The organism is Streptomyces sp. MS06 (assembly GCF_047200655.1).
Lineage (GTDB): Bacteria > Actinomycetota > Actinomycetes > Streptomycetales > Streptomycetaceae > Streptomyces.
Genome location: NZ_JBJZOJ010000071.1, coordinates 1 through 12,379, shown reverse-complemented (window position 1 = coordinate 12,379; position 12,379 = coordinate 1). Strand labels below are relative to the sequence as shown.

The window sequence follows — 12,379 nt, the reverse complement described above, 5'->3', positions numbered from 1 at the left end:
CGCACTGCCCGGTTCCGCCGGCCTCTCCTTCTGTTTCCTGCCGCTTCTCTCTCCGTCTCCTGTTCCGCCCTCCTCCCCCGTGCTCCGCCCCGCTCCGTCCTCCGTCCCCGTCCTCCGTCCAGGCCCGCCGCCGTGCTCGGTCATCCGGATGCGGGAGCACGTCACCTGCCCGGGCGCGGTCCGCGTGCGCGGCGCTCGGGAAGCGCATTGGCTTCCCTTGAGGCAGCACGGGCGTACCCGATCCTCGGCGGCGCAAGGGATGTACCGCCAACCGTGCCGCCGGAGGACACACCATGCCCAACTCCCGTATGCTCGCCCGCTCAGGCCTGACCGCGGCAGCCGCCGCCGCGCTCCCGCTCGCTCTGACCGCCGCGGGGCCGGCCGCCGCCCAGGGCTCTGGTATCTCCGTGAGCACCACCGGCACCACGGTCTCGGTGGTGACCAGCGCGTGCACCCAGGTGAACGGCACCTGGGGCAACGCCTCGCTGCTGACCAGCAGTGAGTCGAACTTCGCCCAGGGCCGCCAGGTGTCGCTGTCCGGGACCGGGGTGAGCCAGTCGGCCGCCTGGTCGGACGTGAGCCCCGGTACCTACACGGTCATCGTCGTGTGCTCGAACGGCAGCACGGCGGGCACCCAGTCGGTGATCGTCTCTGCCGCGCCCACACCGACGGTCTCCGCGTCCGCGTCCCCCTCGCGCGGGGTCATGGGCGGTCTCGGCGGCGCGGTCCGGGACTACGGACCGGTCACGATGGCGGCAGGCGCCGCTCTGGTGGGCGGCGGAGTCATCGCGACGGCCTGGTATCTGCGCCGCCGCTCGAAGCCGCATCGTCTGTGACCTGGTCGTCCGGCTCCGGCAGCGCGGCGAACTCCTCGAGTGCGTGGGTGAGCCACTGCGTCCAGAAGGTCTCCAGGTCGATGCCTGCCCGCAGGATGAGGTGGTGCAGCCTGTCCTGCGGGCCGTCGGTCCCGGGCGGGAAGTCGCGCTCCTCGATCTCCAGGTACTCGGCAAGTTGGCGCCGGTGCAGGTCGAGGTGACGGCGCAGATCCGCCTCCAGTCCCCCGGTGCCGACCACCGCGGCTGCGCGCAGCCGCAGGAGCAGCGTGTCGCGCAGCGGCTTGGGGTCCTGGGGCGCGGCGGACCAGCGCCCCAGCTCGGCACGGCCTGCGGGCAGCACCTCGTAGCTCTTCTTCTGTCCGCGGGCCGGCTGCTCCGTGGGCAGGGCCCGGATGTACCCCGCGCGTTCCAGCCGCCCCAGTTCCCGGTAGATCTGCTGGTGCGTCGCGGACCAGAAGTAGCCGATCGACTTGTCGAACCGGCGGGTCAGCTCCAGTCCCGACGACGGCCTTTCCAGCAGGGCGGTGAGGATCGCGTGCGGGAGTGACATGGAGGCCATCCTAGGAACAAGCCCGGAACCGCGGCGCACTCCGCGGCACCGCGTCCACCGCGGCCGTTGCGGGACCGTCACGCTCCGGCCGCCCGGCGACACCCGAAGGCCCCTCAGCAGGTTCCGGCCGGCTCGCCCGGCGCCGATGCGTCGGATACCGGAGTGCCGGATACCGCAGTGCGGGGTGTCACAAGGCCGCCGCCACTTCCGTGCCCTGCTTGATGGCGCGCTTGGCGTCCAGCTCGGCCGCGACGTCGGCGCCGCCGATCAGGTGCGCGCTGCGGCCGGCCGCGGTCAGCTCCTCGTACAGGTCGCGGCGCGGCTCCTGTCCGGTGCACAGCACGATCGTGTCGACCTCCAGGACGGTGCTCTCCCCGTCGACGGTGAGGTGCAGTCCGGCGTCGTCGATCCGGTCGTAGCGGACACCGGGAACCATGGTCACGCCGCGGTGCCTGAGTTCGGTGCGGTGGATCCAGCCGGTGGTCTTGCCGAGGTTCGCACCGACCTTGCTGGTCTTGCGCTGGAGCAGGTGGACCGTGCGGGGCGGGGCGGGGCGGCGGGGCTCGGTGAGTCCGCCGGGCGAACGGTAGTCCAGGTCGACGCCCCAGTGCCGGAAGTACGTCGCCGGGTCCTCGCTCGCCTTGTCCCCGCCGTCGGTGAGGTACTCGGCGACGTCGAATCCGATGCCGCCGGCGCCGAGGATCGCGACGCGGTCGCCGACGGGCGCGCCGTCGCGGAGCACGTCGAGGTAGCCGAGGACCCGGGGGTGGTCCACCCCGGGGATGTCGGGGGTGCGCGGAGTGACACCGGTGGCGACGACGACCTCGTCGTAGTCGCCCAGGTCGGCCGCGGCCACCCGGGTGTTCAGGCGCACCTCGACGGCGTGCGCGTCGAGCCGGTGGCGGAAGTAGCGCAGCGTTTCGTCGAACTCCTGCTTGCCGGGGACCCGGCGGGCGACGTTGAGCTGCCCTCCGACCTCGCTCGCGGCATCGAACAGGGTGACCTGGTGGCCGCGTTCGGCCGCGCTGACGGCGCAGGCGAGGCCGGCCGGTCCGGCGCCGACGACGGCCACGCGCTTGCGCCTGCGCGTCGGTGACAGCACCAGCTCGGTCTCGTGGCAGGCGCGGGGGTTGACCAGGCAGGAGGTGATGCGGCCGCTGAAGGTGTGGTCGAGGCAGGCCTGGTTGCAGCCGATGCAGGTGTTGATGGCGTCCGGTGCACCGGCGGCGGCCTTGTTGACGAAGTCCGGGTCGGCGAGCATCGGACGGGCCATGGAGACCATGTCGGCGCAGCCGTCGGCGAGCAGTTGCTCGGCCAGGTCGGGTGTGTTGATGCGGTTGGTGGTGACGAGCGGGACGGAGACCTCGCCCATGAGCTTCTTCGTCACCCAGGTGTAGGCGCCGCGCGGCACGGAGGTGGCGATGGTGGGGATGCGGGCCTCGTGCCAGCCGATGCCGGTGTTGATGATCGTGGCGCCGGCCGCCTGCACGGCCTTGGCCAGGGTGACCACCTCGTCGAGGGAGGAGCCGCCGGGCACCAGGTCGAGCATGGACAGCCGGTAGATCAGGATGAAGTCCTCGCCGACCGCCTCCCGTACGCGGCGCACGATCTCGACCGGGAAGCGGATGCGGTTCTCGTACGAACCGCCCCAGCGGTCGGTGCGGTGGTTCGTCCGCGCGGCGATGAACTCGTTGATCAGGTAGCCCTCGGAGCCCATGATCTCGACACCGTCGTATCCGGCCTGCCGGGCCAGGCGGGCGGCGCGGGCGTAGTCGTCGATGGTGCGCTCGACGTCGGCGTCGGACAGTTCCCTCGGGGCGAAGGGGCTGATGGGCGCCTGGAGGGGGCTCGGGGCGACCAGTTCGGGGTGGTAGGCGTACCGGCCGAAGTGCAGCAACTGCATCGCGATCCGCCCGCCCTCGCGGTGCACCGCTTCGGTGATCGGACGGTGCTGTGCGGCCTCCGCCTCGGTGGTGAGCTTGGCACCGCCGTCGTACGGCCGGCCCTCGTCGTTGGGGGCGATGCCGCCGGTGACGATGAGCCCCACTCCCCCGCGGGCGCGTTCGGCGTAGAAGGCCGCCATGCGCGCGAAGCCGCCCTCCGCCTCCTCCAGCCCGACGTGCATGGAGCCCATCAGTACGCGGTTGGGCAGCGTGGTGAAGCCCAGGTCCAGCGGGCTCAGCAGGTGGGGGTAACGGCTCATGGGGCCCTCCGTGCGCGGGTGGTCGTCACCCTCGGTTGTAGAGGACCCGGACCTTGTTGTGCAACTAGTTGCACAACAAGGTGGCAGCCGTCACGCCGTACGGCCGCGCGGGCCGCCGAAACGCCACCGTGCTACCTGCGCGCCAACCGGACGTGCAGCTCGCGCTCCTGGTCGCCGGAGGCCGTGGCCAGGTCGTGCACGCTGAACAGGGAGTCCAGGGTGGTGCGGAAGCGGTCGATCGCCCAGTAGCCGCCCTGGGCGTCGGCCGTGACCGAGGCGTGCAGCGGCACGGGGCGCGCACCCTCGTGGGCGTCCTCCACGTCGAAGGTGCCCAGCCACACCATCGGACGCCCCTCCGCCAACTGTTCCGGGACGTCCTCGGCGCACCGGTCGGACTCGAAGCACCCGCAGAGGGTGTCGAACACGATCCGGGCGTCCTCCTTGCTGCAGTCGCTGATCTCCACGGAGACGGTGTGCGGGTGGGCTCGCTCGGTGTCCATCGTGATCGCTCCTCTCGTGACCGCGCCGCGGCCGAGCGGTTTCCCCGCAGGGCCGGGGGCCCACACCCCAGAAAAGCACCGGCCGCCGGTGGGGGCCACCGGCGGCCGCGCGGGTGAACGGGGACGGCCGGCCGGGCGCGAACGGGAGGGGACCGGTCGGAACGGAAAGTGACGAACTGCAACGAACCAGGTCGGACAGTGACGGGCAGGGACGGACGGGGCCGGCCGGCGGCGGAACCGGGCCGGCCGGGCAGCGTCAGGCGCGGGTGAAGCGGTAGGTCATGCTGTCGGTGAGCACGCAGAATCCGGGCGACATCACGATCACGCGAAGGGTGCCGGTGCGACGGTCGAAGTCGACGCCCTCCGTCTCGAAGCTCCCCGAGCAACTGCTGCGCAGGGGGAGCCGGCGCAGGGCGGTGACATGGCCGGTGACGTCCGCGGCGCCGCTCGGCGCGGCCGACAGGTCGATCTGCAGCAGCGGTTTGGTCATCCCGAACAGCGATCCCTCCGGGTCGTCGGAGGAGCACAGCAGCCGGGTGGCGTCGACGAAGTCGCAGCCCTGGACGTCGCGGACCGCGTGGTCGAGGTGGACGGTGGCGGCCTGCGGGAGATCGGCCGAGGGCGAGGTGGCCGGGTTGACGGCGGGAGTGGGGAAGACGAGCAGGCGGTTCATGGTGCCCCACTCCCCCGACAGCATCCACTGGCCGTCCGGGGAGATCGCGACCCAGGAGTTGTTGCGCGCCTCGCCGGGTCCGAGCGCGTGCAGGTACTCCGACCAGGTCCCGTCGGGGGCCTGCACCCGGTACATCTTCATCGCGCCCGAGTCGCGCTGGTAGGGCTCGACGTAGTAGCCGTCACGGGTGGCGTCCGGATCGCCGACGTGGTTCCAGCCGCGGACGAGGACGCCGAACGGAATGGTGCCGATGCCGGTATAGCGGTTGGGGCTGCCGGACGGCACCTCGACCGAGGTCAGGCCCTGGCTCTCGGTCAGCGGGTCGGCACGGTCCGAGCCGATCTCGGTCCAGGTGCCGGCGGCTGCGGCGGACGGGGCGGTGCAGAGGGTGACCACGGCGGTCGCCGCGAGGGCGACGAGGCCGGTCAGAGCAGCTCGACAACGTTGCCGGACGGTGCGCACGGGCATGAGCGGACTCCTCGGGAGGTGGGGTCGGCGCACAGTCTTGCGTGGTCAACTAGTCATGTACAGAGCAAAATTGGAAACTCCGCCGGTCCTTCGGATGACCGGCCGGGCCGCGCACTCCGCCCGCGCCCCCGCTCCCCGGTCCGCGCTCCCCGGTCCTGGACACGGTCGTGCGAGGAGGAGAAGGAGGGGACGCAGCGGAGCCGGGGCGGGAACAGCACGGGCGTACAGCGCCCCCGATTCACAGGATGCCGTTACCCCTTCCTTACCGGCCGTCTCGGACAATCACAGCTACAGGTGCATGCCGGACGCCGTGTCCGAAAGCCGAGGAGAGTGAGCCGTGATGCGCGAACCGGACCGGGAACACAGCAGCGGGCAGCAGGCCGAGCCCGACCGGGACCTGCTCACCGGCTCCGGCCTTCCGCAGACCGGCGACGCCCGTCCGCGCGGGCGGCGGCACCGGCGCGGCCGCGTGGTTCTGGCGGCCACCGTCGCCGTGCTGGCCGTGGGCGGCACGGCCGCCTACGCGGCCTCGGACGGCTCCGGCGCCGGCGCCACGACCGCGTCCCCGTCGGCCTCGACCTCCCCGGACGGCCCCGGGGCGCGGCACGGCCACCCCGGGCGGTGGCTCGGACCCGGCGCGGGTGTGCACGGCGAGGCGACGGTCAGGGACCGCGACAGCGGTGCCTGGGTGGTACGCACCTGGCAGCGCGGCACGGTGACGAAGGTGGCCGGTGACCAGGTCACCGTGCGCAGCGACGACGGCACGTCCTGGACGTGGACGGTGGCCGCGGACACCCCCGTACGCGGCGGCGGAAAGGGCACCGACCGCTCCGGCGCCGACGCGCTGCCCCGGGCCGAGGCGGTGCTCCTGGTCGGCACCCGCGCCGACGACGGGACCAGGACGGCCACCCTTGTCCTGACCGGTGATGCGGACCACGACGGCGGGAGGCACGCCGGGCCGAAGGGCCGCGCGCCGGAGGACCGGGGCCCGCACGACCGGCACGAGGGCTTCCGGTTCCGCGGACCACACGGTGGCGGCGGGAGCACGGCGTCCCCGGCGCCGTCCTCCGGCGGGGCCACGACCTGAGGTCGCCGCTCAGCGGCGGGTGCCCACGACCACGGTGGCGTGCAGTTCGGCCGAGACGGCCAGTTCGGCGTTCAGCCCGGCCGTGCTGAACACCTCGGCGGCCCCGGGTGCCTGGCGTTCGCTCGTCTCGACGAGCACACGGCCGCCGGGCGCGAGCCAGCGGGGAGCGGCGGCGGCGACCCGGCGCAGCACGTCCAGACCGTCGGGTCCGCCGTCCAGCGCCACCGTCGGCTCGTGGTCCCGGGCCTCCGCGGGCAGCAGGGGGACCTCCCCGGTGGGCACGTAGGGCACGTTCGCGGCGAGCAGGTCGACACGGCCGCACAGTCCGGCCGGGAGGGCCTCGAACAGGTCTCCCGCGTGCACAAGCCCCCCGTACTCGGCGACGTTGCGGCGGGCACAGCGCACGGCGGCCGGGTCGATGTCGGCGCAGTGCAGGTCCACGCGGCCGAGTGCGGCGGCCAGCGCCGCGCCGACGGCTCCCGAACCGCAGCACAGGTCGACCACCACACGGGCCCGCGGTGAGCGGGCCAGAGCCTGGTCGACGAGGAACTCGGTGCGCCGGCGCGGCACGAACACGCCGGCGTCGACGGCGACCGACAGTCCGTGGAACTCGGCCCGGCCGAGGACGTGTTCGAGGGGAAGCCCGGCGGTCCGGCGGTCCACCATGGCGGCGGCCTCCGCGGGAGTGCGGGCGGCGGCGAGGATCAGTGCCGCCTCCTCCTCGGCGAAGACGCAGCCGGCGGCGCGGAGCGCGGAGACGGTACGGGAGACGAAGTCGGGGGAGAACGAGGATGCGGGCATGGGAGCCGGGAAGCCTTTCGGTGGCCGTGGGGGCGCTCCCGCGGTCGCAGCGGTTTCAGAGACCGCCGCGATCCGCGCCGCGGCCGGTGGGGAGCACCCGTCCTGACAGTGCGGGGATGGGTCTCACCTCCTCGGAACCGGCGGGCTGGGGCCGTCCTCAGCCGAACGGCACACTACCCGAAACGATCAGAAGCGGAGCGACCGGACCCCGACGGTCCTCCCCGCCGCGCCTGAAGCCGCACCGGAGGACCCGCCGGAAGCCGCACCGGAGGACCCTTGGAAGCCGCCCGGAAGCCGCACGAGAAGGCGCGCTCGAAGCCGCGCGGGACGACACGCGTCGCCGGTGGATCCGATCCGTCCGCCGGGTGCCCGGAGCGATCCACCGGGTGCCCGGTCCGCCGGGACGCGTGGTGGCCGCTCCGCGGCCGCCCTCGTCCGAAGCGCCGACGGGCCTCTCGCCGCACTCCCCGCGCCACGACACCGTACGGTTTTCCCATGAATGTCACCCGCGGCTTCACCGGCCGCGCCCGCACTCCGCGTCCCGGGCTGCCACCCGGCCAGTACGACGCGGGCGAGGACTGGCCCGTGCTGTCCGCCGAGGTCACCCCGGACCTCTCGCCCGCCGACTGGTCCTTCCGGGTGGACGGGCTGGTCGAGCACCCGCGCACCTGGGACCGCGCGCAGTCGGGTGCGCTGCCCGCCTCGGACTACACGGGCGACATCCACTGCGTGACCGGCTGGTCGAGGTTCGGGACCCGGTTCGGCGGTGTCTCCCTGGACGCCTTCCTGGACGCGGCCCGTCCCGAGGCCGCCGCCACCCACGCCGTGGTCTACGCGCACACCGGGTACACCGCGAACCTCCCGCTGACCGACCTGACCGGCGGGCGCGCCTGGTTGGCCTTCACCTGCGACGGAGAGCCGCTGGCCCCCGAGCACGGCGGCCCGGCGCGGCTGCTCGTCCCGCACCTGTACTTCTGGAAGAGCGTCAAGTGGATCGCGGGCCTGAGGATCCTCGACCACGACGAGCCGGGCTTCTGGGAGCGCAACGGCTACCACCCGCGCGGCAATCCCTGGGAGGAGCAGCGGTACTCCGGTGACTGAGCAGACCGAGCGCTTCACTCCCCCGACCCGGTTCGCGGTGCCCGGCCGGATCGCCGTGGACACGCCCGCGGCCTCCCGCTGGCAGACGGCCACGATCACCGGAATCCGCCGCGAGACCCCCCGCGCCCGCACCTTCCGGCTCGCGGTCCCGGACTGGCCGGGGCACCTGCCCGGCCAGCACCTGCTGCTCCGGCTGCGGGCCGCCGACGGGTACACGGCCCAGCGGCACTACTCGATCGCGTCCGCGCCCGACGGCTCGGGGCACATCGAACTGACCCTGGACCGTGTGGAGGGCGGGGAGGTGTCCGGCTGGTTCCACTCCGTCGCCCGGCCCGGGGACCGGCTGGAGGTGCGCGGCCCGGTCAGCGGCTTCTTCGCCTGGCCCGGGGACCGGCCCGCGCTGCTGCTCGGCGCCGGGTCCGGGGTCGTGCCGCTGATGTCGATGCTCCGCCACCACCGGGCTCTGGGGTCGGCGGTGCCGCTGCGGCTGCTGGTGTCCGCGCGCAGCCCGGAGGATCTGATCTACGCCCGGGAGTACGGGGCGGAGACGACACCCGTGTTCACCCGCAGCGCACCGCCCGGCACGCCGGTGGGCCGGCTGTCCGCGGCCCATCTGGCCCCGCTGCTGGCCGAGTGCCCGGCCGGCGGCTGGGAGGCGTACGTGTGCGGCTCCAACGCCTTCGCCGAGCACGCGGCCCGGCTGCTGGCGGCGGCCGGGCAGCCGGCGGACCGCATCAGGATCGAACGCTTCGGCTGACACGGCGTCCGAACCCCCGTTCACCACGACGTCCGACCCGCCCGGCCCACCGTCCACCGCACCGTGCCGCTCGGCCGGGGCCCTGGAAAGCGCCCCCACCCCCACGTACGGTGTGATCATCGGACGTTCCCTGTACTCGAACCCCGGAGGCGGTCCCGCATGGCCCTGTTCGACCTTCCGCTCGAGGAGCTGCGCGGGTACCGCAGCGCGTCCGTGGAGCCGGAGGACTTCGACGCGTTCTGGTCCAAGACGCTCCAGGAGGCCCGCGCGCACGCTCTCGACGCCCGCTTCGAGCCGGTCGACACCGGGCTGTCCACGGTGGCGGTGTACGACGTCACCTTCGCCGGTTTCGGCGGCCACCCGGTGAAAGGCTGGCTCACCCTGCCCGCGACGGCGACGGAGCCGCTGCCGCTGGTGGTGGAGTTCGTCGGCTACGGCGGCGGGCGGGGGCTCCCGCACGAGCACCTGCTGTGGGCGTCCACCGGCCGGGCGCACTTCGTCATGGACACCCGCGGCCAGGGCAGCGGCTGGGGCGGTGGCGGGGGCACCGCCGACCCGGTGGGCGGCGGGCCGTCCTATCCCGGTTTCATGACCCGGGGCATCGACGCCCCGGAGGACTACTACTACCGGCGGGTCTTCACGGACGCCGTGCGCGCCGTCGAGGCGGCCCGCTCCCATCCGCTGACCGACGCCGCCCGGACCGTGGCGCTGGGCGTCAGCCAGGGCGGCGGCATCACCCTCGCCGTGGGCGGCCTGGTGCCGGATCTGCTGGCGGTCGCTCCGGACGTGCCGTTCCTGTGCGACTTCCCGCGGGCGACGACGCTCACCGACCGCCACCCGTACCGCGAGGTCGGCCTGTACCTGAAGACGCACCGCGGCCGCACCGAGGACGTCCTGCGCACGCTCTCCTACTTCGACGGCACGCACTTCGCCGCCCGCGGCCGGGCCCCGGCCCTGTTCTCCACCGCGCTGGAGGACCAGACCTGCCCGCCGTCCTCCGTGTTCGCGGCGTTCAACGCCTGGGCGCACGAGGACAAGGCGATCGAGGTGTACGACTTCAACGACCACGAGGGCGGCGGCTCCTTCCACGAGGCGGCGCAGATGCGCTGGCTGCGCGCCCGCTGCTGAGCCCCGCAGGGGCACGGGCCGCAGGGGGGCACGGGCCGCACGGCCGGCGGTCGTCACAGCCGGCGGTCGTCACAGCCGTGCGCGGTGCCCGAAGCGGCCGGAACTACTCCCTTCCCCCCAGTCCGACCAGTCGGTACGTTCGGGTTGCCCGAGGCGCACCGCCGCGCCCCGGGTCGCGACGACGGAGGGCCCATGTCCACGCACGACGCAGCACCCGTTCACGGCCACTGCGACGCCCGCTTCGCGGCGGTGCGCGCGGCGTTCGAGGAGAACTTCCGGGAACGGCGCGAACTGGGTGCCGCCGTCGCGGTGACGGTGGACGGCGTACGGGTGGTGGACCTGTGGGGCGGCTGGGCGGACGAGGCGGGCAGGCGCCCCTGGGGGCGTGACACGCTGGTCAACGTGTGGTCGACGTCCAAGGGCCCGGTCGCGCTGTGCGCGCACCTGCTGTCCGACCGCGGGCTCCTCGACCTGGACGCGCCGGTGGCGGAGTACTGGCCCGAGTTCGCCGCCGCCGGCAAGGAGAAGGTCCTGGTGCGGCACCTGCTGTCGCACCGCGCCGGACTGGCGGGCCTGCGTGAACCGCACTCCCTGGAGCAGTTGTACGACTGGGAGGTGACGACCCGGCGGCTGGCGGCCACCGCGCCGTGGTGGGAGCCGGGGACGCGGTCCGGCTACCACGCGCTGACCTACGGATTCCTGGTCGGCGAGGTGGTCCGGCGGGTGTCGGGACTGCTGCCCGGCGCGTTCCTGCGACAGGAGGTGACCGGCCCGCTCGGCATCGACTTCTCCATCGGGCTGCCCGCCACGGAGGCCGGGCGCGCCGCCGAGCTGGTGCACCCTCGGGCGGCGCCGCCCGAGGACCGGGCGGCGAGTTCCGCCCGACTTCCGACCGCGAGGCTCGCATCCCTGGCGAATCCGCTGGTGGGCGCCGCCGAGGCCAACACGGAAGCGTGGCGGGCCGTGGAGATCCCGGCGGCGAACGGGCACGGAACGGCCCGTGCGGTCGCCGCCCTCTACGGGATCCTCGGCGGACTCGGGTCCGGCGACGGCCGCCGCGTGCTCTCCCCGGAGGCCGCCGAACGGGTGCGCGAGGGCCAGGGGAGCTGCCGGGACCTGGTGCTGGGAGCGGGGTTCCCGCACGACACCGAACTCGGTCTGGGCGTGTGGCTCAGCGGCCCCAACGGCTCCTACGGTCCCAACCCGCGTGCTTTCGGACATGACGGCTTCGGCGGCTCCTGCGGCCTCGCCGACCCGGAGGCGGGGGTGTCGCTGGGCTACGTGATGAACCGCATGGGGCCTCGTGTCGCCGACGAGCCCCGCAAGCGGGCCCTGGTGGACGCCCTCTACAGCGCCCTCTGAGAGGGAGGGCGGGCCGTCCGGTTTCGGACGAACCGACGGACCGCTCTTCCCGGCTGGTTTAGACCAATGCTAGATCTGGTGGCGCACCGAACCCGCATGAACACGGCACGTCACCAACAGGAGGCGCGGTATGGACCGCACCACCCCGCACGACCACCCGGACGCCGGCGGGAACGCCCTCGTCCAGCCCTCCCCCGCCGCCCAGCCGACCGACGGCCAGCCCCTGTACTGGCGGATCGCCAGGCGGCTGCTCCGCGAACTCGACGACGGCGTCATCCCGCCGGGCGAACGCCTCCCGGGCGAACGCCAGCTGGCCGACCACTTCGGCGTCAGCCGGGAGACCGTGCGGCAGGCGCTGGGGGTACTGCGCCGGCACGGTCTGGTCGCCACCGACCGACGCGGCAGCCACGCCGCCCTGCCCGGGCCGTCCGGTCAGGCGTCCGCCCCGGTCTTCCCGGTAGGTGCCCGCACCGCGCACCCGGGGGCCTTCGACCGGTCCACCGTCACCTGGCAGGAACCGCCGCCGGGGCACGCCGAGGCGCTCGGCCTCGCCCCGCACCGGCCCACCCTGGTCCACCGCTACGAGTCCACCACCGCCGACGGCCGGCACCGGCGTACGGCCGTCACGTCCTTCTCGGCCGTGGCGCTCTCCGAGGTGGCGGAGCTGGCACGTTACCGGGACCGCGCCGACGGGACCTGCTCCGCGGAGTTGCGCCGGGTCTACGACTGGATGCGCCGGGCCGGACTGACGCTGCATCACCGGGACGCGATCGCCGGCCTCGACGACGCGTTCTCGATGCGGGTGACGCGGCGCGTGCACGACCAGTACGCACGACCGCTGGAGATCACCGACCTGGTGGTGGACATCAGGCGGGACCCGCTGGTCTACGAGTTCGTCCTGCCCTCCGCGTCC

At 73.7% G+C, this 12,379-nt stretch carries 12 protein-coding genes; 7 read left to right on the top strand and 5 right to left on the bottom strand.

All coding sequences use genetic code 11. The features are described from left to right. The first annotated feature begins 293 nt into the window (after positions 1-293). Complete coding sequence (locus tag ACL02U_RS28420; RefSeq protein WP_412793839.1) at positions 294-836, top strand: hypothetical protein; 543 nt, start codon at positions 294-296, stop codon at positions 834-836. Here ACL02U_RS28420 and ACL02U_RS28415 read toward each other — a convergent pair. From ACL02U_RS28415 to ACL02U_RS28400, 4 genes are all read right to left on the bottom strand, one after another. Then, complete coding sequence (locus tag ACL02U_RS28415; protein WP_412793838.1) at positions 784-1,386, bottom strand: PadR family transcriptional regulator; 603 nt, start codon at positions 1,384-1,386, stop codon at positions 784-786. The two genes, ACL02U_RS28420 and ACL02U_RS28415, sit on opposite strands and share 53 nt — an antisense overlap. Before the next feature lie 187 nt (positions 1,387-1,573). Continuing rightward, positions 1,574-3,589, bottom strand: coding sequence for an FAD-dependent oxidoreductase (locus ACL02U_RS28410; RefSeq protein ID WP_412793837.1), 2,016 nt, complete (start codon positions 3,587-3,589; stop codon positions 1,574-1,576). 131 nt (positions 3,590-3,720) lie between these two features. Further along, entirely contained in the window at positions 3,721-4,089 is a 369-nt protein-coding gene (locus ACL02U_RS28405; RefSeq protein ID WP_412793836.1) for a hypothetical protein, read from the bottom strand. Positions 4,090-4,345: 256 nt separating this feature from the next. Further along, on the bottom strand, positions 4,346-5,230 hold the full coding sequence (locus ACL02U_RS28400) for a hypothetical protein (protein ID WP_412793835.1): 885 nt from the start codon (positions 5,228-5,230) through the stop codon (positions 4,346-4,348). 340 nt (positions 5,231-5,570) lie between these two features. Between ACL02U_RS28400 and ACL02U_RS28395 the strand changes: the two genes are divergently transcribed. After that, positions 5,571-6,317: a hypothetical protein gene (locus ACL02U_RS28395; protein WP_412793834.1), complete on the top strand. Its 747-nt coding sequence runs from the start codon at positions 5,571-5,573 to the stop codon at positions 6,315-6,317. A gap of 9 nt (positions 6,318-6,326) precedes the next feature. Here ACL02U_RS28395 and ACL02U_RS28390 read toward each other — a convergent pair whose 3' ends face one another. Then, entirely contained in the window at positions 6,327-7,118 is a 792-nt protein-coding gene (locus ACL02U_RS28390) for a putative protein N(5)-glutamine methyltransferase (protein WP_412793833.1), read from the bottom strand. 495 nt (positions 7,119-7,613) lie between these two features. Between ACL02U_RS28390 and ACL02U_RS28385 the strand changes: the two genes are divergently transcribed. From ACL02U_RS28385 to ACL02U_RS28365, 5 genes are all read left to right on the top strand, one after another. After that, complete coding sequence (locus tag ACL02U_RS28385) at positions 7,614-8,219, top strand: sulfite oxidase-like oxidoreductase (protein ID WP_412793832.1); 606 nt, start codon at positions 7,614-7,616, stop codon at positions 8,217-8,219. Next, positions 8,212-8,976: a ferredoxin reductase gene (locus ACL02U_RS28380; protein WP_412793831.1), complete on the top strand. Its 765-nt coding sequence runs from the start codon at positions 8,212-8,214 to the stop codon at positions 8,974-8,976. Before ACL02U_RS28385 ends, ACL02U_RS28380 begins: the two co-directional genes overlap by 8 nt. A gap of 159 nt (positions 8,977-9,135) precedes the next feature. Beyond that, positions 9,136-10,104: an acetylxylan esterase gene (locus ACL02U_RS28375; RefSeq protein WP_412793830.1), complete on the top strand. Its 969-nt coding sequence runs from the start codon at positions 9,136-9,138 to the stop codon at positions 10,102-10,104. 192 nt (positions 10,105-10,296) lie between these two features. Beyond that, entirely contained in the window at positions 10,297-11,466 is a 1,170-nt protein-coding gene (locus ACL02U_RS28370) for a serine hydrolase domain-containing protein (protein ID WP_412793829.1), read from the top strand. A gap of 130 nt (positions 11,467-11,596) precedes the next feature. Further along, positions 11,597-12,379, top strand: a 783-nt coding sequence (locus ACL02U_RS28365) for a GntR family transcriptional regulator (RefSeq protein ID WP_412793828.1), incomplete at its 3' end; no start/stop codon positions are given.